The following is a 25,817-nucleotide window of genomic DNA, read 5'->3' as shown; positions in this document are numbered from 1 at the left end:
ATGGAGTGTTGTGATGTCGTCTCCCATAAAGCTTATTGAAAAGAAACTGCTGTCCGATAACTGGTATGTGCTGCACAACTACACGTTCGATCTGCAACGTAAACAGGGCGGTGTGGTGCGACAGCGGCGCGAAGTTTATGACAAAGGCGACGGTGCCACCATTCTGCTCTATAACCGGGATAAAAAGACGGTAGTGCTGACGCGCCAATTTCGTATCCCGACGTACCTCAACGGTAATGAGAGCGGCATGCTGTTGGAAACTTGTGCGGGATTGCTGGATGCGTTGTCACCGGAAGCGTGCATCCGTAAGGAAGTCATGGAAGAGACGGGTTACCATATAGAGCAGGTCGAAAAACTGTTTGAAGCCTATATGTCGCCTGGCAGCGTGACAGAAAAGGTGTATTTTTTTGCCGCAGAATACGCGCCTTCCCAACGTCTGGCGCGCGGCGGCGGCGTGGAAGATGAAGACATTGAGGTTATCGAACTGCCGTTTGTTGACGCACTGGCGATGATCAAAGACGGGCGTATCTGCGATGGAAAAACCATCATGCTACTGCACTATGCGCAGTTACAGGGATGGTGTGCATCCTAAATACTCAAGACCTGTAACCCAGTCTTTTGAAAAAAAATTCCCGTCGTCCCCGGCTTTCGTCGAGGATGACGGGCATCAGCAGTTTAAGACTTACTTCAGCAACGCGCTGGCTTTTGCCACCACGTTATCCACCGTAAAGCCAAACACCTCGAACAGTTTTTCCGCCGGAGCCGATTCGCCGAAGCTCGTCATGCCCACAATCGCGCCGTTCAGGCCAACATACTTGTACCAGTAGTCGGCAATCCCCGCTTCGATCGCCACGCGCGCGCTGACCGCTTTCGGCAGCACCGCTTCGCGGTAGGCCGCATCCTGCTTGTCGAATGCATCGGTGGACGGCATGGAAACCACGCGCACCTTATGGCCCTGTGCGCTCAGCACGTCGCTGGCGGCAACCGCCAGCTCGACTTCTGAGCCGGTGGCAATCAGGATCAGGTCTGGTTGACCGTCGCTGTCTTTCAGCACGTAAGCGCCTTTCGCCACGTCCGCCAGTTGCTGCGCGGTGCGTGCCTGTTGGGCCAGGTTTTGACGCGACAGGATCAGCGCCGTCGGGCCATCCTTACGCTCGATGGCGTATTTCCACGCCACCGCGGTTTCTACCTGATCCGCCGGACGCCAGGTGCTCATGTTTGGCGTCACGCGCAGGCTCGCCATTTGCTCTACCGGCTGGTGCGTCGGGCCGTCTTCACCCAGACCGATGGAGTCATGAGTGTAAACGTAGATGCTGCGGATTTTCATCAGCGCAGCCATGCGCACCGCGTTACGGGCGTATTCCACAAACATCAGGAAGGTCGCGGTATACGGCAGGAAGCCGCCGTACAGCGCCAGACCGTTGGCGATGGCGGTCATGCCGAACTCGCGCACCCCGTAGTGGATGTAGTTGCCTGCCGGGTCTTTATCCAGCGAGACCGAGCCGGACCAGATGGTCAGGTTGCTCGGTGCCAGGTCAGCGGAGCCGCCGAGGAATTCCGGCAGCAGCTTGCCGTAGGCTTCCAGCGCGTTCTGCGAGGCTTTGCGGCTGGCAATTTTCGCCGGGTTGGCTTGCAGCTCTTCAATGAATTTCTGGGCATCCGCCTGCCAGTTGGCCGGCAGGTCGCCGACGGTGCGGCGTTTGAATTCGGCAGCCAGTTCCGGATAGGCCCTGGCATAGGCGGCAAACGTCTCGCTCCAGGCACTCTCTTTCTGCGCGCCAGCGGCCTTGGCATCCCAGGCGGCATAGATATCGGCCGGGATTTCAAACGGCGGGTATTTCCAGCCCAGCTGTTCGCGTGAAGCGGCCACTTCGGCGTCACCCAGCGGCGCGCCGTGGGAATCGTGCGTACCGGCCTTGTTCGGTGAACCGAAACCAATCACGGTTTTGCACATCAGCAGGGACGGTTTGTCCGTCACCGCGCGCGCCTGTTCGACAGCGCGGGTGATGGCATCGGCGTCATGACCGTCGACCCCACGCACCACGTGCCAGCCGTAGGCTTCGAAGCGTGCTGCGGTGTCATCGGTAAACCAGCCTTCCACGTGACCGTCAATGGAGATGCCGTTGTCATCATAGAATGCCACCAGCTTGCCCAGCTTCAGGGTCCCGGCCAGCGAACACACCTCGTGGGAAATGCCTTCCATCATGCAGCCATCACCCATGAACACATAGGTGAAGTGGTCAACGATATCGTGACCCGGGCGGTTGAACTGCGCCGCCAGCGTGCGTTCTGCCAGCGCCATGCCGACCGCGTTGGCGATACCCTGCCCGAGCGGGCCGGTGGTGGTTTCCACGCCGTCGGTGTAGCCGTACTCCGGGTGCCCCGGTGTTTTGGAATGCAGTTGGCGGAAGTTCTTGAGCTCTTCAATCGGCAGGTTGTAACCGGTGAGGTGCAGCAGGCTGTAAATGAGCATGGAAGCGTGACCGTTGGAAAGAACGAAACGGTCGCGGTTGGCCCAGTGGGGGTTAGCCGGGTTGTGATTAAGGTAATCGCGCCACAGGACTTCGGCGATATCTGCCATACCCATGGGTGCGCCCGGGTGACCGGATTTGGCTTTTTGCACGCCGTCCATGCTGAGTGCACGGATAGCGTTGGCACGTTGGCGACGTGCGTGCGGCGTATCAGACAACGACATAATGGGCTCTCCACATCACAGTTGCGCTGCGAGCATCGCTTCCAGCTTTTCCTGATCGATAGCGAACAGGCGAATGCCTTCCGCCAGCTTGTCCACCGCCATGGCATCCTGACAATGCTTCCAGCGGAACTCGGCTTCGCTCAGCGGAGAAGGGCGGTGCAGCGCTTCCACCGATGGTGTGAGCTGGCGCGTTACCGGAGCGCTGCTGTTTTTCAACTGATCGAGCAGTGACGGTGAAATGGTCAGGCGATCGCAGCCTGCCAGCGCCAGAATCTGTTCCACTTTACGGAAACTGGCCCCCATGATCACCGTGTTATAGCGATGGCGTTTGTAATAGTCATAGATATTTTGCACCGACAGCACACCGGGATCCTGCTCGGCCTGATAGTGTTCGGCAGGCTGTTTGGCTTGATACCAGTCGTAGATACGGCCCACAAACGGCGAGATAAGAAACACGCCCGCTTCGGCACAAGCGCGCGCTTGGGCAAAGGAAAATAACAGTGTGAGGTTGCAGTTGATCCCTTCACGTTCCAGCTCTTCTGCCGCGCGGATGCCCTCCCAGGTGGAAGCCAGTTTGATCAATATGCGCGAGCGCGGAATGTCTTTCTCTTCATACAAACCTATCAGCTTGCGCGCCTTGGCGACGCACATGCCGCGATCGAATGACAATCGAGCATCCACCTCGGTGGAGATGCGCCCCGGCACCGATTTGAGGATCTCGGCACCGATATTGACCGCCAGACGATCGCCCGCGTTGATCAGTTGGGTAGCACGGGTCCCCCCCTGTTGGCGGGCATAGGTAATGGCCTCTTCGAACAGTGGACTATATTGGGGCAACGTGGCTGCTTTCAAAATCAGCGAGGGGTTGGTGGTCGCATCCTCGGGTGCAAACTGACGAATCGCGTCAATATCGCCGCTGTCCGCGACGACAACGGTAAACTGCTTCAGGGCATCAAGTTGATTCATCATGTCACCGCCCGTTTTCCTGCTGCTCGTAGTAGCCAATGCGATCCACTTTGGGTGCCGATCCCCCGCCTTCAAATTCAGAAGCCAGCCAGGCAGCAACGATCTCTTTTGCCAGCTCTGGCCCGATAACCCGCGCACCCAGCGAGATAATTTGCGCGTTATTGCTTTTTCTGGCGCGCTGTGCGGAATAGGTGTCATGGCATTGGGCAGCCCGAATCCCTGTGACTTTGTTCGCGACAATGCTCATGCCGATACCGGTGCCGCAGATCAAGATCCCGCGCTCGTGTTTCCCTTCTTTGATGGAGACGGCAACGGTGTGTGCAACATCGGGGTAGATCGGATTTTCGCCACTGGGATCGTAGCTGTAGTCGGTAACCTGCAACCCCTGCTGTTGTAAAAATTCACTAATGATGTTTTTCAAATCGATCGCGGCGCTGTCTGCGCCAATCGCAATTGCGTGCATACCCATCTCCTGCCTGACTAAAGGTCAACATAGCGCCAGATCCGGCGTTTCACGGCTAACATATACCGACAGTTTCAAATGTTCAACTGGTGATTATTTGTTTTGTGTTGGTGAGTGTATGTGATCTTGTTTAAAAGGTGATTAAGGTCACTTATTACGCTTTTTAAGCGGTATTTTACCTTTTGTACACATATTTGGATCATGCTCACAATTTTTAAACAGAGTAGTAGGCAAAGAATCGGCGCGATCATATCGTTCATATGTTCACTGTGTGAATTATTGATTTGACTCTTTAGAGGGCATAACAATGTCTCAGACCGATACGCAAACGATAACAACGACGATAGAACATAAAGGTCACACCAGGTACTCCATCGCAAACGGCAGGGGGGCAGTATGAGCAAGATATCGGCTACACAAGCGGCGCAACAGGGCACCGCAGTACCCTCCTCCGCAGAGCAGTCTGCCATCCGCAAGATCTCCTTGCGTCTGGTGCCGTTCGTCGGACTGATGTTCTTTATTAACTTCCTCGATCGCACTGCAATTTCTTTTGCTGGCCCGAACGGTATGAATACCGATCTGGCGCTGACCGTCGCGCAGTTTGGGCTGGCGTCCGGCATTTTCTTTATTGGTTACATCCTGTTGGAAGTGCCTAGCAACCTGGCGTTACACCGTTTTGGCGCACGCAAGTGGCTGGCGCGCATCATGGTTTCCTGGGGGATTGTGTCACTGCTGTTTACTTGGGTAAGCAGTGTGCAAGAGCTGTATATCTTGCGCTTCCTGCTGGGGATTGCCGAGGCAGGTTTCTTCCCCGGGGCCATATTGTTCCTGAGCCTGTGGGTGCCAGCGCGTTATCGCAGCAAGATTTTGGCGCTGTTTTATCTGGCCCAGCCGATGACCACCGTGATCGGTGCACCACTGGCAGCGTGGCTGATTGAACAGCATGGCCTGCTTGGGCTAGAAGGTTGGCGCGTGATGTTCCTCGGGGTATCGATTCCGGCAATCGCCGTGGGGATCATCACCTGGTTCTACCTGGTCGATCGCCCTCAGGATGCGAAATGGCTCAACGATGAAGAGAAACGCTGGCTGGTGGGTGAACTTGACAGTGAACATGCCGCCAAGCAGCACAGCAAACATCCGAGCGTGAAAACCGTGATGTTCAACAAGCGCGTGTGGGTGCTGTGCTTCATCTACTTCGGTTTTATTTATGGCCTGTATGCGCTGGCGTTCTTCCTGCCGACCATTATCAGCGGCTTCCAACAGCAGTTTGGCACCACCTTTAATGTGCTGCAAAAAGGGTTGATTACCGCGATACCGTATCTGCCCGCCGCCATTGTGATGCACTTCTGGTCACGTGACGCGACCCGTCGCGGCTGCCGTACCTGGCACATCGCTATTCCGGCGTTGACCGGTGCCATCAGTATTCCGCTGGCACTGTACATGGAATCACCGGCAGCCACCATCGCCGTGATCACCGTAACCGCCTGTTCCATTTTCTCTGCGTTACCTAACTTCTGGACATTGCCTACGCAGTTCCTGACCGGGGCCTCTGCGGCGGCCGCGATTGCCCTGATCAATACCATCGGTAACGTTGCTGGGTTTTCTGCGGGGTATATCACCGGGGCGGTGCGCGGGGTTACCGGCACCTATGTTCTCCCAATGTTGATTGTCGGCGGCCTGATGCTGCTCTCTGCAATCTTGATGGTGTTATTGAGCCGTTCCGGGCAGGAATCCCAAGCTGCATCAGCCACACAGGAGGATTGACATGACCTATTTGTTTAACCAGCCGTCTGATTTTGCACGTGAATTAACGGAAGGTTTTGTTGCAGCGCACAGCGACAAGGTGCGTCAGGTGCCGGGGGGCGTGGTCAGAAGCACCCGCAGTCCTGAAGGTAGTGTTGCCATTGTGGTTGGCGGTGGTTCTGGACACTACCCGGCGTTTGCCGGGTTGGTTGGGCAAGGTTTGGCACACGGTGCCGCGATGGGCAACCTGTTTGCTTCGCCGTCTGCGCAGCAAATCTGTTCCGTAGCACGTGCGGCGCACAACGGTGGCGGTGTTCTGCTGACATTCGGCAACTACGCGGGGGATGTGCTCCATTTTGGTCAGGCGAAAGCGCGGCTGAATGCCGAAGGGATCCCGTGTGAATTGCTGGCAGTGACCGATGATATCTCCAGCGCGCCGCCCGAGGAGTGGCAAAAACGTCGTGGCGTAGCGGGCGATTTGGCGGTGTTCAAGGCGGCAGCCGCCGCCGCTGAGGCAGGATACGGTCTGGCGGCGGTGCTGGCGGTGGCTGAGCGAGCCAACCAGCGCACGCGCTCTTTCGGCGTCGCTTTTTCGGGTTGCACCTTACCCGGAGCCGATCACCCACTGTTTACTGTGCCCGAGGGCATGATGGGTGTCGGGATGGGCATCCACGGTGAGCCCGGTATTAACGATGCGCCGATTTCCAGTGCGGATGAACTGGCTGAACTGTTGGTCAACGCGTTGTTAAAAGAGGTGCCGCAGGCGGTGACCACACTGTCAGGGCAGCGCCTCAGCGTGGTGCTTAATGGGCTGGGTGGCGTGAAGTATGAAGAGCTGTTTGTGGTGTATCGCCGCGTTGCTCAACTGCTGACGGCACAAGGGCTCACCATCGTTGAGCCAGAGGTGGGTGAGCTGGTGACCAGTTTTGATATGGCTGGGCTTTCACTCACCCTGTTCTGGCTGGATGAGGAACTGGAGCGCTTCTGGCGTGCGCCTGCCAATACGCCCGCGTTCCGCAAAGGCAGCATGACGGTCGCTGAACCGCGCGAGGAGTGCGAATTCAACGTCGAGCAGGACAGTATTCCTGAAGCAACCCCGGCATCGCGCGAGGCGGCGCAGTGTGTTGCCGCTGCCTTGGCGGCGGCGCGTGATGTCATTGTGGCGAATGTCGATGAACTGGGCCGCATTGATGCCGTGGCAGGCGATGGCGATCACGGTATTGGCATGGAGCGCGGCGTGGTAGCCGCGGCGGAAACGGCCGCCAGCATGCTGGGAAGACAGGCGGGCGCTGGCACCTTATTGCAGCGTGCGGCGGATGCCTGGGCCGATCGGGCCGGGGGCACGTCCGGCGCCATTTGGGGCGTAGCGCTCAACGCACTGGGTACGGCGCTGGGCGACAGCGCAAAACCGGATGGCGCGCGCGTTGCCCTCGGCATTCGTCAGGCAGCAGAAGGCATTATGCATTTCGGTAAGGCGAAAGCGGGCGACAAAACGCTGGTCGATGCCCTGTTGCCGTTCAGTGAAGCGTTGACGCAGCGTGTCAACGCGGGAGAGGCGTTGCCGCAGGCCTGGTTGAACGCCGCGCAGGTGGCACAACAGGCGGCGGATGCCACGGCGCAACTGCGTCCCAAAATTGGTCGTGCGCGTCCTTTGGCAGAAAAAAGTCTGGGCACACCGGATGCGGGCGCGATTTCGCTGGCAATGATCCTGAATGTGGTAGCGGCCGTGTTGAATCAGGGCCAGACCGAGCGCCCTGCGGTACAGGAGACACAAGCACAATGAGCCAACCGGGGAGTCACGAACGCGTTATCACGCTGGGTGTCAGCCTGAAAATGTATTTTGGCTACCAGCAAACCGTGGACTGGTGCCAACGCATCCACGCCATTGTGCAGCGCCATCCGCTGGCGTCGGTGGCGCAGGTCAGGTTGTTTGTGTTGCCAACCTTTCCTGCGTTGGCCCCCGCTGTCTCTCTTTTCGCTGATTCTGTCGTCGATGTCGGGGCGCAAGACCTGCACTGGGCGGATAACGGCGCCTTCACCGGGGAAGTCAGCGGCACACTGTTGCATGAAATGGGGTGCCGCTATGTAGAAGTCGGGCATGCGGAACGGCGTCGCTATTTTGGTGAAACCGATGAGCATATTGCCCTTAAAACCGCGGCGGCCTGGCGCAACGGGCTGACCCCTGTGCTCTGCGTTGGCGAAGAGCAGCGCGGCAGCGTGCAGCAGGCGATAGCCATCTGCCAGGCTCAGTTAACCAGCGCGCTTAACTGTGCACAGCAACAGCAGTTAACGGGGCAGGTCGTTGTAGCTTATGAGCCTCAATGGGCGATCGGCAGTGCAGAACCCGCACCAACGGGAGACATCAGCCTTGTCTGCGAGGCGCTGAAACAGCAGCTTTCTACGGCGACGGGCGTGCGCGACGGCAGAGTGATTTACGGGGGCAGCGCCGGACCTGGGTTACTGAGTCAGCTTGGGCCTGCGGTTGATGGGTTGTTTTTAGGGCGCTTCGCTCACGATCCGGCGGCGTTCAACGCCATTATGGATGAAGCGCTGGCGCTGTGCCCACAGCAATAAAAATACGCAGAAAGGAGAGATTACCGTGGCTATTGGTTTAAGCACTTACGCTTTTTTCTGGCGCATGTCCTCCCGCGTTCCAGACCCGATGGGGCTGGAGGCGATGTTGGATCACACGGCAGAATCGGGCGCAACGGTGTTTCAGATTTGTGATTACCCACCGGTGGAAGCGCTGTCATTCGCTGAACTGGAAAAGCTGCGTCAGCGCGCCGAGGATTTATCCCTTCAACTGGAACTTGGTACGCGTGGGCTGGAGACCGCGCATTTAACGCGTTACCTGACGCTGGCTCAGGCACTGGATGTCCGCTTTATTCGCACCATGTTTAACAGCGTGACGCACCAGCCCACACCGGATGAAGCGCGCGAACTGCTGCGGATCATTGTGCCGCAGGCAGAGCAGCAGGGCGTGCAGTTCGGGCTGGAAACTTACGAGCAGGTAAAAACCCGCACTCTACTTGACGTCGTTGATGCGATCGACAGCCCAGCATTGGGCATTTGTCTCGATCCGGGAAACTGCGTGGCGGCGTTGGAGCATCCGTGTGACGTTATCGACATGACGGCGCGACGCGTGGTGAACCTGCACATCAAAGATTTTGCCTTTGCGCGCCAGAACGGTTGGGTAGGGTTTACCTATTCCGGTAGCCCGCTCGGCACCGGGTTGCTCGACTACGACCACCTGCAAAACGCGGTTCGTCCCAATGAGCGACACATCAATCAGGTGGTTGAGCACTGGCTTCCATGGCAATCCTCACCGGAAGAGACCTGCCGCCAGGAAGCCGCCTGGACCACACAAAGCCTGAACTTTCTTTTTGCCCATAATCCGCAGGCAGGGCAGCGATAACCTTTTTTATTGAACGAAAATGCATTCCAAATCCGAGGAGTAACGATCATGACAACAGAATTAAAAACGATTACGGTACTGGGCGCTGGTGGCAAAATGGGCATGCGTATCTCTGCCAATTTCCAGAAAAGTGCCTATCAGGTGTTTTACTGTGAGAATTCGCCACGCGCGCAGGAGCAGGTCATTGCCGCAGGGCGCGAGTTGGCAGTGGCTGAGCAGGTTATTCCTGACAGTGACGTGGTGATCCTTGCCGTCCCTGATATTGCGCTGAAAGTGGTTTCCGCGCAGGTGGTGCCGCAAATGAAACGCGGTGCGATTCTGTTAACGCTCGACCCGGCTGCGGCCTACGCCAATTTGATCGCCAAACGTGATGATATCGATTACGCGGTCGCACACCCTTGCCACCCTTCGGTATTCCTCGATCGTTTCACACCAGAAGAACATGCCGACGCGTTTGGCGGCGTGGCCGCGCCTCAGCACGTGGCCGCTTCCTATGAAGCAGGCAGCGACCAGCAGAAGGCCGTGCTGGCCGAGGTGGTGAAAGTCATGTATGGCCCGGTGATCGACGTGCACTGGGTGACAGTAAAACAGTTGGCTTATCTGGAACCGACGCTGGTTGAAACCGTGGCCTGTATGGTAGGCACGCTGATGAAAGAAGCGCTGGATGAAACCGTTAATACCATCGGCGTGCCGAAAGCCGCGGCGGAAGCGATGCTCTATGGTCACATTCAAATCGCGCTGGCAGTGGCGTTCCGCAGCACCAACCCGTTCTCCGATGCTTGCATGATCGCCATCGAGTACGGCAAAGAAAACATTATCAAACCGGACTGGAAAAAGATCTTCGATCAAAAAGAGCTGGATCTGGTGATCGCCAGAATGCTGAAGATTGATGCCATTGAGCGCTAATGCCTGAAGCGCATCAATGATGTGGAACCGCCGCAAGCCCGCTTATGCGGGTTTGCGGCATCACTGTTTTTAGGCAATGACGTGACTATTATCAGGAGATTGGTTGCCGGAGTTGAGCCCTGACTTGCGGCGTGCAACAATTGTTAATGATGATCGGCGGTTGCCGACAGGGCCGCGTCTGCCCAGGCACGCTTACCCTTTGCGTAAGGACAATATTACCGAATGGAAAAACAATCAGGATCTCAGGATAACGAACTACTGACGGAAATCGCCGTGGCCTATTACCAGGACGAGATTACCCAGGAGGAGATCGCGAAGAAATTCGGCATTTCGCGCATCAAAGTAGGGCGTTTGCTCAAGCGTGCTAAAGAAGAGGGCATTGTCGAGATCAACGTTCGCTACCATCCGGTGTTCAGTACCCGCTTGGAGCAGCAACTTCTGGAGCGTTTTCCTATCAAACGTGCGCTGATCGCGCTCGATCACCCTGATGAAGAAGAACAGCGACGTCAGGTGGCGGCATTGGTTTCCAACCATCTGGCGGTGACGCTGAAGGATGGTACGGTGGTTGCGGTCGGACAGGGGCGTAATGTGTCTGGCGTAGCGGACCACGTGGGAAACGTGACTGAGCGCCACTGCAAATTTATCTGCGGGATCGGTGGCACGCACCGCCCCGGCGATGCGATCAACGCCGATCATATCAGTCGCCGTCTGGCGAAGAAATTTGGCGGTAGCAGTGAAACGCTTTACGCGCCGGCTTACGTGGAAAACCGCGCCCTCAAGCAAGCCTTTATGCAGAACGGCACCATCAAGGAGACGCTGGATCGCGCCCGTAAGGCGGATATCGCGCTGGTGGGCATTGGCGACATGAATGAAAACAGCTACATGGTAAAACTGGGCTGGTTCTCGCCGCAGGAAATTGTTGATGCCAGCCTTAACCAGGGCGTGATTGGCGATATTGCTGGCTATGACTTTTTTAACGCGCAGGGGCAGCACATTGATACTGTGATGCATGACAGGGTGATTGGCGTCAGCATTGAGGAGCTGCGCAATATTCCCTGCGTGATTGCCATTGCTTCGGAAAACACCAAAGCGTTGGCAATATTGGGCGCGTTACGCACCGGTGCTATCGATATTATCGCTACCAGCGCCTCGAACATCCGCACCATCCTCAATATGACCCAATAGGGTACTTTCTTCTGCCGGGCAGCAGCGCTGCGCTGTCCGGTATCCGAATGATTTATCACCGCTTTTGGTTGATTTTTACGTCTGCTTTTTGCCCGTAGGTTAGCAATACGTTATCCAGTTCGCGATAACGTGACAGTATGCGCAAAAAACAAGCAGATAAATTAACTATATTAACCTGCATTCACTTGTAGTTTTTGCCATGCTCGAATCTTATACCAAGAGAAATGATTGAACTTCTTACGGCGTTCACCTCTCCTTGTCTGCCTGGGATAGACTCGCCGCCCTACGTCACGACAACAAAAGCCTATAAGGGATGCAACAATGGATGAACAACTCAAACAGAGCGCATTGGATTTTCACCAGTATCCGGTGCCGGGGAAGATTCAGGTGTCCCCCACTAAACCGCTAGCGACCCAACGCGATTTGGCGTTGGCCTACTCTCCGGGCGTTGCTGCACCTTGTCTTGAAATCGCCGAAGATCCGCTGGCTGCCTACAAATACACCGCACGCGGCAACCTGGTCGCGGTGATCTCCAACGGAACGGCGGTGCTTGGCCTCGGTAACATTGGCGCATTGGCCGGCAAACCGGTGATGGAAGGTAAGGGCGTTCTCTTTAAAAAATTCTCCGGCGTCGATGTGTTCGATATCGAAGTGGACGAACTGGACCCGGATAAACTGATCGACGTGATTGCCGCGCTGGAGCCGACGTTTGGTGGCATCAACCTGGAAGATATCAAAGCGCCGGAGTGCTTCTACATCGAGAAGAAACTGCGTGAACGCATGAAGATTCCGGTGTTCCATGACGATCAGCACGGCACGGCGATCATCTGTACAGCGGCGGTGTTGAACGGCCTGCGCGTGGTGGAGAAAAACATCTCTGACGTGCGTCTGGTGGTTTCCGGCGCGGGGGCTGCCTCCATTGCCTGCCTGAATTTGTTGGTGGCGCTGGGGCTGAAGAAACACAACATCGTGGTGTGTGACTCACGCGGCGTGATCTACAAAGGTCGTGACGCCAACATGGAAGAGAACAAGGCGATTTACGCGGTGGAAGACACCGGTGCGCGCAAACTGGGTGACGTGATCCCCAATGCCGATATCTTCCTGGGCTGTTCCGGCCCCGGCGTATTGACGCCGGACATGGTAAAAACCATGGCACCGCGTCCGCTGATCATGGCGCTGGCGAACCCGGAACCGGAGATTCTGCCGCCGTTAGCCAAAGCGGTGCGCCCGGACGCCATTATCTGTACCGGACGTTCTGACTACCCGAACCAGGTGAATAACGTACTGTGCTTCCCGTTTATTTTCCGTGGCGCACTGGATGTGGGCGCAACCACCATCAACGAAGAGATGAAGCTGGCGTGCGTAAAAGCCATTGCTGATTTGGCATTGGCGGAGCAGAGTGAAGTGGTGGCCTCGGCGTATGGCGATCAGGAGTTGTCGTTCGGACCTGAATACCTGATCCCGAAACCTTTCGACCCGCGTTTGATCATCAAGATTGCGCCTGCGGTGGCAAAAGCGGCGATGGATTCAGGCGTAGCGACGCGCCCTATCGCTGACTTTGATGCCTATATCGAAAAACTGACGCAGTTTGTTTATAAAACCAACCTGTTTATGAAGCCGATATTCTCTCAGGCACGCCAGCAGCCGAAACGCGTGGTGTTTGCTGAAGGGGAAGATCCGCGCGTGCTGCACGCCACGCAAGAGCTGGTGACGCTGGGGCTGGCTTTCCCTATTCTGATCGGACGTCCCGGCGTTATCGAGAAACGCCTGCAAAAACTCGGCCTGCAAATCACCATCGGTAAAGATTTTGAGGTGGTGAACAACGAATCCGATCCGCGCTTCAAGGAATACTGGTCGGAATATTATGCGTTGATGAAACGCCGTGGCGTCTCGCAGGAAACCGCGCAGCGCGAAGTGATCCGCAACCCGACGGTGATTGCCGCCATCATGGTGGAACGCGGTGAAGCGGATGCGATGATCTGCGGCACCATCGGCACCTATGAAGAACATTTCGAGGTGGTCGAGAAGGTGCTGGGTTATCGTGACGGCGCACACGTGGCGGGGGCCATGAATGCCCTGTTGCTGCCGAGCGGTAACACCTTTATTGCTGATACTTACGTCAACCCTGACCCAACGCCTGAGCAACTGGCAGAAATCACCCTGATGGCCGCGCACACCGTGCGTCGTTTCGGTATTGAGCCAAAAGTCGCGCTGTTGTCACACTCCAACTTTGGCACCTCAAACTCACCGACTGCACGCAAAATGCGTGAGGCGCTGGCGTTGATCAACAGGTTGGCACCGGAGCTGGAAGTGGACGGTGAGATGCACGGCGATGCCGCGCTGGTGGAAGCGATCCGCCGCGAGCAAATGCCGGACAGTCCGTTAAAAGGCTCTGCCAATATCCTTATTATGCCGAACATGGAAGCGGCGCGTATCAGCTATAACCTGCTGCGCGTTTCCTCGTCTGAAGGGGTGACGGTTGGACCGGTGCTAATGGGCGTTGCCAAACCGGTGCACATCCTGACGCCGATCGCCTCGGTACGGCGTATCGTCAACATGGTAGCGCTGGCCGTGGTGGAAGCGCAGACCCAGCCGCTGTAATAACATCAACGTGGCCTACAGCAAACAGCCCGGCATGCCGGGCTGTTTTTTTATCCGTGTATTAACGCCGTTGGCGCAGCCACTTATCCAACTCGTTGGCAAAACGCTGGCGATCTTTCTGGTTGAGGGCATCCGGTCCACCGGTTTGAACACCGCTGGCGCGCAGCGTATCCATAAAATCGCGCATGGTCAGCCGTTCTCGGATAGTGGCGGGCGTGTAGGTTTCTCCGCGCGGGTTGAGCGCCACGGCCTTTTTTTCCAGCACTTCTGCTGCCAGTGGAATATCGGCGGTGATCACCAAATCCCCAGCGTTGACGCGTTTCACGATTTCGTTATCCGCCACGTCAAACCCGGCGGCAACGCGCACTGATGAGATGTAACGTGACGGCGGCGTGCGCAGCGACTGATTGGCGACCAGAACGACACGGGTTTGGGTACGATCGGCCGCGCGATACAGCACCTCTTTAATCACATTAGGGCAGGCATCAGCATCTACCCAAATTTGCGGTTCTGCGTGGGTATTTTCGTTCATGTAGGATCCTTGGCTAACCACGCTTTTACCGGTAAAAAATCACGATAAAGTGCGGCTTCCGGGCTGTCCGGCTCCGGTTGGTATTGGTATTCCCAACGCGCCAGCGGTGGCATCGACATCAGGATGGATTCGGTGCGCCCGCCGCTTTGTAGGCCAAACAGTGTGCCGCGATCCCACACCAGATTAAACTCAACGTAGCGCCCACGGCGATAGAGTTGAAACTGGCGTTCACGCTCTCCCCAGGGCAATGCGGCACGGCGCGCGACGATCGGCAGGTAAGCGTCGAGAAAACCGTTTCCGACAGCGCGCATAAATGCAAAGCTGGTGGTGAAATCCGGCGTATTCAAGTCATCGAAAAACAGTCCGCCGACGCCACGCGCCTCGTTACGGTGTTTGAGGAAAAAGTAATCATCGCACCACTTTTTGTAACGCGGATACACGTCGTCACCAAACGGTTGGCAGAGATCGTGCGCGGTTTGGTGCCAGTGTACGACGTCTTCGGTAAAGCCGTAGAACGGGGTGAGATCGAACCCACCGCCAAACCACCATACCGGCGCTTCACCCTCTTTTTCCGCCACGAAGAAGCGCACATTGGCGTGGCTGGTGGGCACATACGGATTTAACGGATGGATAACCAGCGAAACACCCATGGCCTGAAAGCGGCGTCCGGCAAGCTCGGGCCGGTGCGCGCTGGCCGAAGGGGGGAGTGTTGCGCCCATCACGTGAGAGAAGTTGACGCCTGCTTGTTCGAACACCGCGCCCTGGGTCAGCACCCGGCTGCGTCCGCCGCCGCCAGCGGCGTGTTGCCAGCGCTCCTCATTAAAGCCGTGCTTGCCATCTGCGGCGGCAAGGTGCTGACACAGCGTGTCTTGCAGCGTAAGTAAAAAGGATTTTACGGCGGAAATATCAGGCTGGCTCATGACGGTGTTCGCAAATCCATTATAACAAAGGGGCTACCAGTATAGCCTGTCACAACCGTGAGGTGTTGGCTTTCCTGCTGCCGAAGGGCTGAGAGGGGGGATGGCAGCAAATTGATATTGCGTCTGCGCGAGATCACGCGATAATCAGATTTTCCTTAGCGATCAACGGGGGGATCCCATGGAAATCCGCGTATTCAGACAAGATGACTTTGAAGAAGTGATTACCCTATGGGAACGTTGCGATCTGCTGCGCCCCTGGAACGATCCAGAAATGGATATTGAGCGCAAACTGAATCACGACGCCTCCCTGTTTTTGGTGGCCGAAGTGGGCGGTGAAATTGTGGGGTCAGTGATGGGCGGGTATGACGGTCATCGCGGATCGGCCTATTATCTGGGTGTGCATCCCGATTTTCGCGGGCGTGGCATCGCTAACGCATTGATCAGCAGGCTGGAAAAAAAACTGATCGCACGCGGTTGCCCCAAAATCCACCTGATGGTGCGGCAGGACAATGATACGGTGATCGGCATGTATGAGAAGCTGAACTACGATATCGTAGATTCCGTCACGCTGGGGAAACGTCTCATCGAAGATCAAGAATACTAATTGCTATACCCGTCATACTTCAAGTTGCAGGTGCGTTGGCTTTCCTCGCTCACCCCAGTCACATACTTGAGTATGCTCCTGGGGATTCGCTGCGTCGCCGCCTTCCTGCAACTCGAATTATTTAGGGTATATTGTTGGTTTTTTGGCTTGTTGTTTAAAAACTGTTGCGTCGCTCGATTCGCTTAGATGATAATGAGTATCAATTAATCTTTGCGGTATTTCTATTGTCACCGACTATGACGCAGCTAACGACATTCTGGAGCGTATTTTACCACTCCCATCAGGGATGGCTGCGCGGATGGCTCAGTAAAAAAACCGGTTGCCGCCATCTGGCGGAAGATCTCACCCACGATACTTTCCTCAAACTGCTGACGCTGGCGGAGCCTGAAGCGATCCGTAATCCGCGCGCTTACCTGATGGTCACCGCCAACCACGTGATGATCGACCAGTTCCGTAAGCGCAAACTGGAAGAGGATGCGTTGGCGGCGCTGGCGCAATTGGCGGAGGGGGCAGAAGAGCAGTCTGCCGAGCAGCGTGTGGCAATCAGTCAGTTAGTGGCTACAGCGCTGCATATCCTCAATGAAGAGTTGGATGAAAAAGTGCAGCGCGCGTTTGTTATGGCGCGCGTTGAAGGCTATTCCTATCGCGATATCGCCGTTACGTTGGGCGTGAGTGAAAGCAGCGTTAAACAGTATCTGGCAAAAGCCATGATCCATTTCCACACCCGCATCTTCAGTCTGGACAGCGATGAGCCAGAAAGCTGAGTTAGCGCGTATCCAGCAGCAGGCCGCTGAGTGGCTCATCCGCTTTTCCGAACCCGAGGAAGACCCGACGGCGGATGCCACCCGTGCTGCTGAATGGCAGCGCTGGTGCGAGCAGGATGCACGCCACGAGCGAGTTTATCGCCAGATGCAGCAACTCTGGTCCAGTGCGTCGCTGACACCTGCCGCCACGCAGCGTAAGACGCGTCCACAACGTTTCTTCTCTTTGGCCTTGGCGCTGGGGCTTGTGGGCGTGCTTGCCAGTCAACTGCCTTATCGCTACTGGTTGGCGGATCAGCACACGGCAGTCGGTGAGATCCGTCGCCTGACGCTGGATGATGGCAGCGTACTGACGTTAAACACCGACTCTGCGGTTAATCTGCACTTTGATACCCGGCAACGCACGGTGGAACTGGTGCAAGGGGAAGCCTACGCACAGGTAGCAAAAGATCCGGCCGGGCGTCCGTTTGTGATTCGCAGTCTACAGGCGTCTGCCCAAGCGCTGGGTACGCGCTATAGCGTGCGCGAAATCGGAGACGAAACCCGAGTGCATGTGGAAGAGTCTCGCGTTCGCGTCACTGCGCAGGGCGATCCTGCGGTCAGCGTTGATCTGAAGGCCGGTCAGCAGGTCAGCCTCACACAGTATGCGTTGCTGGATGACGTGCAAGACGGCGTAGCAGAAGCGGGCTGGCTGCACAACCAGTTGGTGTTTGAAAATGCGCCCTTGAACGAGGTGCTTGATGAACTGCGTCGTTATCACCGTGGCGTAATCTATCAGGACCCGCGCGATCGGCGCATGCTGGATAAACTGCGTTTTACCGGCGTCCTGCCGCTGGATGATACCGGCCGCGCCCTCTCGTTACTCAGTCAGTCTCTTCCACTCTCCTATCGGCAACCTGTCGATACCGTGGTGTTGATCGGCAGTAAAAAATAACTCTCATAAAATCAATTTCTTATTAAATAATGAGAATGATTATTAAAATTATTTTCGTTTTACCCTGCCCGATTTTTGCTGCCTGACGTCATCGTCAGTAGAAATCAAAAATAGCAGCAGGCAGGGAACTCGTATTCATGTCCATTTTTATCACGCAGCAGGGGAAGTGTTGGCCGCAGGTTGTTTTGACTGTGGCATTAAGCGCCGGGATGGCGCATGCGGCTCCGGTCAGCACGGTTCAGTTGCCCGCGCAGTCCTTGGAAAAATCGCTGATGCAGTTAGCACGGCAAACCGGCGTTAACTTTGGTGCAGACAGTCAACTGGTGGCGGGCAAACAGGCACCGGCACTGAGCGGCAGCTACAGTGTGGAACAGGCGCTGGAAGCGCTGCTACGCGGCACCAACCTGTACGCGGAACCGACCGACGATGGCAAGGGCTTTATTATTCGTCCGTTGGCGCAAGTGAATGCAGCGCCTGCGCAGGATGACGCCGCGACCTCTGCCGCCGCAGAGCCGCATCGCGGGGATGTGATTACGGTTCAGGCGCAGGTAACGCCAGGGCCGATGGATATCGGTAGCCAACAACTGACGGCGGAAGATATCGCAAAAAAGCCGGTGGTGAACGGTAATATTACCGAGCTGCTGCGCACTAACCCTAACGTGCAGTTTTCCGAGTCATCGCGTAACAGTCAGACCCCAGGGGAACTGGCACCGGATGTGGTGTCCTTCCACGGCGAGAAGTTCTATAACAACAATTTTATGATTGATGGCTTCTCTAACAACGATCGCCTGAACCCCGGTGTGAACGTCGGCAAGGTTGATGCTACCGCCAACGGCAACAGTGCGGCGGATTTCCCTTCCGGGCATCCTGAAGCCTTTTGGGTGGATACCAGCCTGATTGAGTCGTTGTCTGTCTATGATAGCAATGTCTCCGCGAAATATGGTCAATTTACCGGTGGTGTGGTTGATGCGAAGCTAAAACGCCCCTCATTTACCGAAGCGTCAGGCTCCATTGGCTACCGTGCTACTCGCTCTGCCTGGACCAAATACCACATGTCGGAGGCGCTCCAGAAGTCGTTTGATTCGCCAACGACATTGAATAAACAGCCCAAATTTGCCAAAAATTTTTATAATCTGATGGTCAGCCAACCGTTGGCTGACAATGCCGCATTGATGTTTGCTTACGTGCGCAAAGAATCGGATATTCCCTTCTATCACAGATACATGGGTAAATGGGAAGATCAGCAGCGTTCTTCAGAAAACTATATGCTGCGCGGGGCGTGGGATGTGAATGAACGTAACCAACTGACCATGACCGTGCAGTATTCTCCCCATTCCTCCAGCTTTGTCCGCTCTGATATCAAAAATGGCAACTTTACCAACGAGGGAGGTGGCTACACGACCAATCTGGTCTGGGATAACCGCAATGCGCTCGGGAAGGTTTCCACCAAGTTAGCCTGGAAACAGAACGAAAATACCATTACCAACAAAGAGCAGAATTTCTATTACTGGTACAAAACGCCCAGCATTGACTGGGTGTCTGGCTTTACAGGTACAGCGGCTCAGGAAGGGGGCTATGGCACCATTAAAACCGCACAACAAGGTCTGACGCTGAAACAGGAGTGGGAATTGAAAGCCTTCTCAACGCTGGGAATACAGCACCGCGTTGACGTGGGATACGGCGCAGAGATCGCGTCAGCAAAATACCAACGTGATAGCGCCAGCTACGGCTATCTCAGTTCGAAGCGCACCACGCTGGTCAATTGTGCGGGAGACACCGCCTGTATCAGCGGTGAACAATATCATTACAAACGCAATGTGTATGATGTCTCGAACGTGGATGTCTCGACCAATACCTACGAAGCCTATCTGCAAGATACCTTGCGTTTCCAGCGTCTTACCGCCGTACCGGGTGTCAGAGTCGATTATGACGACTACATGAAAAACACCAATATTTCGCCTCGCTTAAGCGCCAGCTATGACCTGTGGGGCGATCGTTCTACGGAGCTGTTCGGTGGGGCTAACCGCTACTATGCCGGTAACGTATTGGCTTATAAGCTGCGCTCTGCCCGTAGGCTCGGTTACACCGAGTGCCGAGCCGAGCACGTCAATGCCAACGGCTCGTGTAGCTCCACGGGAGTCGCCACTGCGGGTAATGTGCCCGGTGAGTGGGTGTACGATAAGGCACTTAATGAAGTGAACTATAACTACACCTCATTACGCACTCCGTACAGCGATGAACTGACGTTCGGTATACAGCAGCGTATCTATGACACGGTATGGACGCTGAAGTGGGTGGGGCGTGAAGGTAAGGATCAGTTTGCTTCAGAAAAAACACCCGGCAGCAAAACCTACTCGCTAACCAACAACGGCAAAATGGATTCTGATACCTACAGCCTGGTGGTTAAACCCATTGCGCCCTTTGAGTGGAATTCCATGTTGTTCAACTGGAGCGTGGGGGGGAGTATCCAAAAAACCAACTCGTCCAACACGGCTTACGATGACGAAGTGGATGTTGATAAACACATAATTTACAAAGGTAAATTCATGCGTGCTATCGATCGTCCTGCTGATGACTTTAACCGCCCTTGGGTTACATTTGTTGAACTGAACACCGAAATTCCCGCATGGCGTCTGGACTGGACGCAGCGTCTTAACTACGTAGGAGGCTATAAAGAGGTTACCTCCGACGGCAGCCTGATCTGCGCTGGTCAACCGGCCTGTGAAGGCTATGAAGGCCCTGTCGATATCTATTCAGAAAAACAGGCGGGTTCCAACGTGAACTTGGACTGGCGTGTCACCTACACCCAGCCGGTCGGTAAACAGAACGTCAAAGTCGGCGTAGACGTGCTTAACGTACTTAACCGCGCTAACAGAACCGGTTCCAACTACGGCTTGGGCCGTCAGTTTTGGGTCGATGTGACCTATTCCTGGTAAGAAGAAAAACAATGAAAAACACAGTGAGCTATTGGCTGGCGGGCGCATTTTTTTTAAGCGCCGCCCTATCTGCTGCGGAGATAAAAAGTCCGCTGCCGCACATTACCACCGGCACGTTGCCTAACGGCCTGCACTACACGTTGGTGCCGCTGGAAGGTCAGAAACAGCGTGTAGACATTCGACTGGCCGTGGAGGCCGGTTCCGTGGATGAAACCGATACGCAATCCGGCGTAGCGCATATGGTTGAGCACATGGTGTTCCGTGCCAGTGAAGCGTACCCGAGCGGCGTGGCGAACATGCTGCATCAAAAGGGCTGGATTCGTGCGCAGCATTACAACGCCATGACCAACTATGAGCGCACCCAATACATGATGAGTCCGCCTGCGGGTAAGCGCGATCTGCCGCTGGCGCTGGCGGCGCTGAGCCAAATGGTCGGCCATGCCAGCCTGCGGCAAAGCGATCTGGACGATGAGCGCAAAATTATTCTGGAGGAGTGGCGTGGCAAGCTGGGTGTTGCCGAGCGCATGAATCAGCAGCGGGTGCAAGCGATACGCCAAGGGTCACGCTATCCCGATCGCCCGGTGATCGGTACGGAATCCAGCATTACTCGCATGCCTGCCACCCAGCTACAGGACTTTTATCAGCGCTGGTATCACCCGTCCAACATGCGCCTGATGGTGATTGGCGATATCGTTCCGCAAGAGGTGGCCGCGGAGATCGCCCGCCAGTTTGGCGCGTTGCCTAACGCGAGGCTTCCTGCCCGTAACTACTACGAACCGCACCTGAAAAAACAGCTGAACGTGGTGCGCTTGCAGGACAGCGAAAGCGGTGCCAGCCAGATTGCCTTTGTGTTTCGTCTCAACGATCCGCAGAGTAAAAATCTCGGTCTGGAGGGGATGCGTCACCGCTTGCTGGATCAGCTCGCCACCAACGCGTTGCAGCGTCAACTGCGCCGCCAAAGCGAACATCTGCCGGACAGCGTGAACAGTCTGGTGGTGCGTAAGTCGGACATTGGTAAAACCACGGTTGCGGTGGGTTTTTTTGCCGACGTGATCCCGGGCGAGCATCAGGCGGCGTTGCCAGTGCTGCTGCAAGAGATCGAGCGCGTTAAGCGTTATCCGCTGAGCGAACGCGACATTGTCGAGCTGAAAAACGATATCCGACAGGCCGCCAATCGGATGGTTGCCAGTGCGGAATCACGCGAGTTTTCCGATTGGGTGCAGCAACTCTCGGTGGGTTGGCTGCAAGGCAAACCCTATGTCAGCGCGCAACAGATTGGTCGTGATGCTCTGACGCTGCTGCCGACTATCACGCCGCAAGACGTGAGTCGTCATTTGCAACGTTGGCTGACCGCGTCGGATACGTTGGTGCAATTCAGCGTGCCAGGCGATGCGCCGTTTACCCTACCGACGGTAACGGCGATAGCCGCTGAGCTACAAAAAGCCGGTGCCGTTAATCTTGCGCCCGCACCGCTGCCTTCAGCGAAAGTGGTGCCGGAACTGCCAGTGGTCACCACGGCGGGTAAACGCACGGCGGTGCAGCACTTCCCGCAGCAGCAGGTGGAGCAATGGCAGCTTGCTAACGGCGATCGCGTGGTGTACTTGCGTACCCCGCTGGCCCACGACAAGTTTTACCTGTCGGCCTACAGCAATACCGGGTTTATGGCGAAAACGCTCAACCCGTGGCAGGCACAAATTGCCAGCCAGATTGTGGCGCAGAGCGGCCCTCAGGGCTGGCGTGCGGAGAATTTGCGTGACTGGAAACAAACGCAAGCGGTGTCGTTCAACGTCAGCCAAAGCGCGGATGAGTTGCAGATTACCGGTCTGGCCACGCTGAAACAGGCGCAGTCGCTGTTCCAGCTTTATCATGCAATGAACACGCAGGCGGGCGTTGATGCCAGCGTCATGAAAGACAGCCTGGCATCCCTGATGCGACAACGCGCCAACCGCAGCCGGTCGGCAGGCGATCTGCGTCAGCGAGAAGTGACGCGCTTGCGCTTTGGGCAACCTGCGTATCAGGAACCGACTCAGGAACAATTGCGTGCGGTGACTGCGCCGATGTTGCTCACCCAATGGCAACAGACCGTAAGCACACCGGTAACCTACTACCTGATGGCGAACCAACCGGCAGAAACGTTCTTGCCGCTGGTGGAGCGTTATCTGGCGTCATTGCCACGTGCTACCCAGCCAGACATCGCGTCACATCGGGCACTGGCTGGCACTCGTGAAGCAACGGTGGCGTTGAATATCGAACCACGTTCAGAAGTGCGGGCCTGGAGTTACACCGAACAACCCTGGACGCCACAGGCCGCTGTGCAGGTTAGCATTGCGCGCAATCTGGCAAACAAATATCTCAAAAACAGCCTGCGCGATGAGGCGCTGGGTATTTACCGTATGCGTCTTGACAGCGAGTTGGCAGACAAGGCACAGCGTATCGAGACAGAGATAAGCTTTACCGCTTCTCCTGAGCGGGGCCATGAACTGTGGCAGCGCGCTGAACAGGTGCTGGCGAGCTTGCCACAACGGATTACCGCAGACGATGTTGAACAGCAGCGTCAGCAATTTATCCGAGCGGAGCAGGGGCGTAACAATGATTTCACCACCCAGCAGCGGCGCTTGATACTGAGCGATCGCCACTACGGCGATCCGCGATATCTGAGCGAAGTGGCGAACCTTGCTCAGGCGGTGACGTTGGACGGGGTACGCGCGATGGCGGCCAAACTGCTCAACCCGGCTAACCGCGTGCTGTTACTGTCATTGCCGCGTGAAGAGGCGGAAACCGTGGGCAGCGTCGCTGATACCGCGTTGCAAGGAGATGGCGCCCTATGAGTGCATTATGGGCACTGTGCCGCCCCTTCTGGGGCGGATGGCGCAGTTGGCGCGCCTGGTCACTGCTGGCCGTTGCTGTCTCCATGGGCTTCGGCATCGTCTACCTCAACGTACAGATCAACGAATGGAGTCGGGTGTTTTACGACACGCTCGGCACCTACGACAGCAGCAAGCTGTTTGGCTTGATGAAAGAGTACACGATTTACATCCTGCTCTATATCGGCGTTTTTGTGTATCAGGACTGGTTTACCAGCTTGCTGGTGATCCGTTGGCGTAGCGCCCTGACTGCACAATTTGTTGATAGCTGGCTGGCAAAATGCACCTTCTATCGCATGTCGTTAACCGGGAAAATCGATAACCCGGACCAGCGTATTGCCGAAGATATCAATCTGTTCACTGACAAGCTGGTCAGCATGGTGGTCGCCTTTCTCATCAATGCGGGTCGGCTATCGTCGTTTATGGTAATCCTGTGGCAACTCTCTGGCGTGCAACGCTTTACCCTGTTTGGCCGTGAGTGGGCGATCTCCGGCTATCTGGTGTGGGTGGTGATCATCTACACCGTGGTGGGGACCTTGATTACGCACGTGGTGGGGAAAAAACTGCACGGCATCAGCTATGCCCGACAGCGTTCAGAAGCGAATTTCCGCGCCGCACTGTTGCGTAAACACGACAATGCAGAACAGATCGCACTTTATGGCGGTGAAGCGCAGGAGAAAACCTACCTGGCGCGCCATTTTAGCGAGGTCGCACACAGTTGGCGTCAACTGATGGACACCAAGCGTAATATGGGGTTCTTCACCTCCGGCTATATGCGCGTCAGCCTGATTGTGCCCATTTTTGCCGCACTGCCGGCCTTTTTAACCAAAACGGTGACGCTCGGTGGCCTGATGCAGATCCGCAGCGCATTTTCTCAGGTGCACGGCGCGCTTAGCTGGTTTATTCACATGTATGTGGAGATAACCATGCTTTCCGCCAGCATCCAGCGTTTGATCCAGTTCAAGCAGGAAATCGATCGCCATCAGCCGCAACAGGCGGCACCGGAGGTGGGCGAGTGCCTGAGTATCGAGAACCTCTCGTTTGCGACGCCGCAGGGCACCCCGCTGTTAAACGACGTGGCGCTGCACTGTGCGCCGGGAAGCTGGAGCAAACTGTCCGGGCCAAGTGGATTGGGTAAATCGACGCTGCTGCGCACCTTGAACGGGTTGTGGCCCTACTATCGCGGGCAGTGGCAAGCGCAAGCGGGCCGCTCGCTACTGTTGCCACAGAAAAGCTATTTGGGGCAGGGGACGCTGGCGGAGGTACTGTGTTATCCGCACCCGCCGCTTAAGGATGTCAGCATAATGCAGCACACCCTGGAGCGGGTTGGCCTCGGAGAGTGGTGCGATCGTTTGGCAGAGCGGCATAACTGGGATCGCATTTTTTCTGGTGGTGAACAACAGCGGCTGGCTTTCGCACGTGCGTTGATCGCTAAACCGGATACGCTCTATCTGGATGAGGCCACCAGCAGCCTCGATCACGGTGCGGCGCGTGCGTTGCTGAGTGAGCTTAAACAGGCGCTGCCGGCATGTACGGTTATCGCCATTACTCACCAAGGTGAGCTGGACGATTTGTTCCCGCATCACTATGACCTCACCGTGTTTCGCGCGGTGAGCGCGGGATAACGCCATCAACCAGAGGGAAGGTCACTGTGGTCTTCCTTCGCCCATCCCATCCTGTTTTGATTGCTGATGTGATGGCAATTATTCCTTTCTGTGGTGCGTTGCTTCGGTTAGGGTATCGGAATCACGTTTGCTGGAGTAGAAAAATGATCGTAAGAACATGGCATGGATGCGTTCCCGTTACACACGCTGCGGGGTTTGCTGCTCACCTTGAGGTCACGGGGATTCAACATTCCCGAAGCATACCGGGCAATGTGGGGGCCGCGGTCAAAAGGGTTACGCAAGGTGATTGGGAGCATTTCTTTCTCGCCACCTATTGGCATGATATTGAGGCGGTAAAAGCGTTTGCGGGCGAAGATTACCATGTCGCCGTCACCTATCCTGACGATGAACAGTTTGGCCTGTTGTCCGACCCTTATGTTTTTCAACATGAGGTTGAGTCGGTCCTGCCTCTGTAACAGGGCTGAATGCCTACTGACGGGGAGCCTGTTTGTGCCGCCAACGCTCGCTTCCCCTTACCGTGAGAATCAACGATAATCTTGCCCTCTTGTACGGCACTTTTCTCCGGCCAGAGACTCAAACCCTCACGCATGCGATCGTGGGGTGGCGCAGGTGCCGCTCACTGTTAAAGGAATTTATGTTATGAGGTTTCGCTCCGTTCAGTTGGTAG

General features: G+C 56.0%; 20 protein-coding genes. 15 read left to right on the top strand and 5 right to left on the bottom strand.

The genetic code is table 11. From position 1 onward, the window contains the following. The first annotated feature begins 13 nt into the window (after positions 1 to 13). Positions 14 to 592, top strand: coding sequence for a GDP-mannose pyrophosphatase NudK (nudK, locus tag J5224_RS12710; RefSeq protein WP_264625725.1), 579 nt, complete (start codon positions 14 to 16; stop codon positions 590 to 592). 90 nt (positions 593 to 682) lie between these two features. Here nudK and tkt read toward each other — a convergent pair whose 3' ends face one another. From tkt to rpiB, 3 genes are read right to left on the bottom strand one after another with little or no spacing between them, the layout of a single operon-like run. Then, positions 683 to 2,695 carry a transketolase gene (tkt, locus tag J5224_RS12705; RefSeq protein ID WP_264625724.1) on the bottom strand — a complete coding sequence of 671 codons (2,013 nt, stop codon included), beginning with the start codon at positions 2,693 to 2,695 and terminating at the stop codon, positions 683 to 685. A gap of 15 nt (positions 2,696 to 2,710) precedes the next feature. Beyond that, positions 2,711 to 3,661: a transaldolase gene (gene tal / locus J5224_RS12700; protein ID WP_264625761.1), complete on the bottom strand. Its 951-nt coding sequence runs from the start codon at positions 3,659 to 3,661 to the stop codon at positions 2,711 to 2,713. Between the two features lie 4 nt (positions 3,662 to 3,665). Further along, positions 3,666 to 4,124 (bottom strand): ribose 5-phosphate isomerase B, encoded by a 459-nt coding sequence (gene rpiB / locus J5224_RS12695; protein WP_222159674.1) that lies wholly within the window; start codon positions 4,122 to 4,124, stop codon positions 3,666 to 3,668. A gap of 396 nt (positions 4,125 to 4,520) precedes the next feature. Here rpiB and J5224_RS12690 point away from each other — a divergent pair, with 396 nt between their 5' ends. The 7 genes from J5224_RS12690 to maeB all read left to right on the top strand — a co-directional run bounded on the left by J5224_RS12690 (position 4,521) and on the right by maeB (position 13,974). Beyond that, complete coding sequence (locus J5224_RS12690) at positions 4,521 to 5,888, top strand: MFS transporter (RefSeq protein ID WP_264625723.1); 1,368 nt, start codon at positions 4,521 to 4,523, stop codon at positions 5,886 to 5,888. Between the two features lies 1 nt (position 5,889). After that, positions 5,890 to 7,650 (top strand): dihydroxyacetone kinase family protein, encoded by a 1,761-nt coding sequence (locus J5224_RS12685; protein ID WP_264625722.1) that lies wholly within the window; start codon positions 5,890 to 5,892, stop codon positions 7,648 to 7,650. Beyond that, a complete protein-coding gene (locus J5224_RS12680) occupies positions 7,647 to 8,441 on the top strand; it encodes a triose-phosphate isomerase family protein (protein ID WP_264625721.1) in 795 nt (264 codons plus the stop codon). Before J5224_RS12685 ends, J5224_RS12680 begins: the two co-directional genes overlap by 4 nt. A gap of 25 nt (positions 8,442 to 8,466) precedes the next feature. Then, entirely contained in the window at positions 8,467 to 9,282 is an 816-nt protein-coding gene (locus J5224_RS12675) for a sugar phosphate isomerase/epimerase family protein (protein WP_264625720.1), read from the top strand. Between the two features lie 48 nt (positions 9,283 to 9,330). Next, positions 9,331 to 10,188 carry a phosphogluconate dehydrogenase C-terminal domain-containing protein gene (locus J5224_RS12670; protein ID WP_264625719.1) on the top strand — a complete coding sequence of 286 codons (858 nt, stop codon included), beginning with the start codon at positions 9,331 to 9,333 and terminating at the stop codon, positions 10,186 to 10,188. Between the two features lie 222 nt (positions 10,189 to 10,410). Beyond that, positions 10,411 to 11,373: a sugar-binding transcriptional regulator gene (locus J5224_RS12665; RefSeq protein ID WP_264625718.1), complete on the top strand. Its 963-nt coding sequence runs from the start codon at positions 10,411 to 10,413 to the stop codon at positions 11,371 to 11,373. Between the two features lie 321 nt (positions 11,374 to 11,694). After that, positions 11,695 to 13,974, top strand: a complete 2,280-nt coding sequence (gene maeB / locus J5224_RS12660; RefSeq protein WP_264625717.1) for an NADP-dependent oxaloacetate-decarboxylating malate dehydrogenase — start codon at positions 11,695 to 11,697, stop codon at positions 13,972 to 13,974. A gap of 61 nt (positions 13,975 to 14,035) precedes the next feature. On the opposite strand, the gene J5224_RS12655 is transcribed toward maeB, so the two are convergent. Next, a complete protein-coding gene (locus tag J5224_RS12655; RefSeq protein WP_264625716.1) occupies positions 14,036 to 14,506 on the bottom strand; it encodes a YaiI/YqxD family protein in 471 nt (156 codons plus the stop codon). Beyond that, positions 14,503 to 15,426 (bottom strand): oxygen-dependent coproporphyrinogen oxidase, encoded by a 924-nt coding sequence (gene hemF, locus J5224_RS12650; protein ID WP_264625715.1) that lies wholly within the window; start codon positions 15,424 to 15,426, stop codon positions 14,503 to 14,505. The genes J5224_RS12655 and hemF overlap by 4 nt, the downstream gene beginning before the upstream one ends. Before the next feature lie 178 nt (positions 15,427 to 15,604). Between hemF and J5224_RS12645 the strand changes: the two genes are divergently transcribed. The 7 genes from J5224_RS12645 (at position 15,605) to J5224_RS12615 (ending at position 25,605) form a co-directional block, all read left to right on the top strand. Continuing rightward, positions 15,605 to 16,030 (top strand): GNAT family acetyltransferase, encoded by a 426-nt coding sequence (locus J5224_RS12645; RefSeq protein ID WP_264625714.1) that lies wholly within the window; start codon positions 15,605 to 15,607, stop codon positions 16,028 to 16,030. A gap of 236 nt (positions 16,031 to 16,266) precedes the next feature. Then, the gene (locus J5224_RS12640; protein WP_264625713.1) at positions 16,267 to 16,794 is read left to right on the top strand and encodes a sigma-70 family RNA polymerase sigma factor; all 528 of its coding nucleotides are present in this window, start codon (positions 16,267 to 16,269) and stop codon (positions 16,792 to 16,794) included. Continuing rightward, a complete protein-coding gene (locus J5224_RS12635) occupies positions 16,778 to 17,725 on the top strand; it encodes a FecR family protein (protein ID WP_264625712.1) in 948 nt (315 codons plus the stop codon). Before J5224_RS12640 ends, J5224_RS12635 begins: the two co-directional genes overlap by 17 nt. Positions 17,726 to 17,862: 137 nt before the next feature. Further along, a complete protein-coding gene (locus J5224_RS12630) occupies positions 17,863 to 20,661 on the top strand; it encodes a secretin and TonB N-terminal domain-containing protein (protein WP_264625711.1) in 2,799 nt (932 codons plus the stop codon). A gap of 11 nt (positions 20,662 to 20,672) precedes the next feature. Further along, positions 20,673 to 23,489 (top strand): M16 family metallopeptidase, encoded by a 2,817-nt coding sequence (locus J5224_RS12625; protein ID WP_264625710.1) that lies wholly within the window; start codon positions 20,673 to 20,675, stop codon positions 23,487 to 23,489. Continuing rightward, positions 23,486 to 25,150 (top strand): ABC transporter ATP-binding protein/permease, encoded by a 1,665-nt coding sequence (locus J5224_RS12620; RefSeq protein ID WP_264625709.1) that lies wholly within the window; start codon positions 23,486 to 23,488, stop codon positions 25,148 to 25,150. The genes J5224_RS12625 and J5224_RS12620 overlap by 4 nt, the downstream gene beginning before the upstream one ends. 143 nt (positions 25,151 to 25,293) lie before the next feature. Then, the gene (locus J5224_RS12615) at positions 25,294 to 25,605 is read left to right on the top strand and encodes a hypothetical protein (protein ID WP_264625708.1); all 312 of its coding nucleotides are present in this window, start codon (positions 25,294 to 25,296) and stop codon (positions 25,603 to 25,605) included. Positions 25,606 to 25,817: the final 212 nt, after the last annotated feature.

This window comes from Candidatus Symbiopectobacterium sp. NZEC135 (assembly GCF_025962695.1).
The sequence above is the reverse complement of the archived record's forward strand: the minus strand, read 5'-3'. Positions and strand labels throughout refer to the sequence as shown.

Bases quoted from the DNA above. Each gene is read 5' to 3' on its own strand.
- maeB (WP_264625717.1), top strand. From the start codon at position 11,695: ATGGATGAACAACTCAAACAGAGCGCATTGGATTTTCACCAGTATCCG.
- J5224_RS12685 (WP_264625722.1), top strand. From the start codon at position 5,890: ATGACCTATTTGTTTAACCAGCCGTCTGATTTTGCACGTGAATTAACG.
- J5224_RS12615 (WP_264625708.1), top strand. From the start codon at position 25,294: ATGATCGTAAGAACATGGCATGGATGCGTTCCCGTTACACACGCTGCG.
- J5224_RS12640 (WP_264625713.1), top strand. From the start codon at position 16,267: ATGACGCAGCTAACGACATTCTGGAGCGTATTTTACCACTCCCATCAG.
- J5224_RS12635 (WP_264625712.1), top strand. From the start codon at position 16,778: ATGAGCCAGAAAGCTGAGTTAGCGCGTATCCAGCAGCAGGCCGCTGAG.
- J5224_RS12625 (WP_264625710.1), top strand. From the start codon at position 20,673: ATGAAAAACACAGTGAGCTATTGGCTGGCGGGCGCATTTTTTTTAAGC.
- nudK (WP_264625725.1), top strand. From the start codon at position 14: ATGTCGTCTCCCATAAAGCTTATTGAAAAGAAACTGCTGTCCGATAAC.
- J5224_RS12630 (WP_264625711.1), top strand. From the start codon at position 17,863: ATGTCCATTTTTATCACGCAGCAGGGGAAGTGTTGGCCGCAGGTTGTT.
- J5224_RS12645 (WP_264625714.1), top strand. From the start codon at position 15,605: ATGGAAATCCGCGTATTCAGACAAGATGACTTTGAAGAAGTGATTACC.
- tkt (WP_264625724.1), bottom strand. From the start codon at position 2,695: ATGTCGTTGTCTGATACGCCGCACGCACGTCGCCAACGTGCCAACGCT.
- J5224_RS12655 (WP_264625716.1), bottom strand. From the start codon at position 14,506: ATGAACGAAAATACCCACGCAGAACCGCAAATTTGGGTAGATGCTGAT.
- tal (WP_264625761.1), bottom strand. From the start codon at position 3,661: ATGAATCAACTTGATGCCCTGAAGCAGTTTACCGTTGTCGTCGCGGAC.
- hemF (WP_264625715.1), bottom strand. From the start codon at position 15,426: ATGAGCCAGCCTGATATTTCCGCCGTAAAATCCTTTTTACTTACGCTG.
- J5224_RS12665 (WP_264625718.1), top strand. From the start codon at position 10,411: ATGGAAAAACAATCAGGATCTCAGGATAACGAACTACTGACGGAAATC.
- J5224_RS12670 (WP_264625719.1), top strand. From the start codon at position 9,331: ATGACAACAGAATTAAAAACGATTACGGTACTGGGCGCTGGTGGCAAA.
- J5224_RS12690 (WP_264625723.1), top strand. From the start codon at position 4,521: ATGAGCAAGATATCGGCTACACAAGCGGCGCAACAGGGCACCGCAGTA.
- J5224_RS12680 (WP_264625721.1), top strand. From the start codon at position 7,647: ATGAGCCAACCGGGGAGTCACGAACGCGTTATCACGCTGGGTGTCAGC.
- rpiB (WP_222159674.1), bottom strand. From the start codon at position 4,124: ATGCACGCAATTGCGATTGGCGCAGACAGCGCCGCGATCGATTTGAAA.
- J5224_RS12620 (WP_264625709.1), top strand. From the start codon at position 23,486: ATGAGTGCATTATGGGCACTGTGCCGCCCCTTCTGGGGCGGATGGCGC.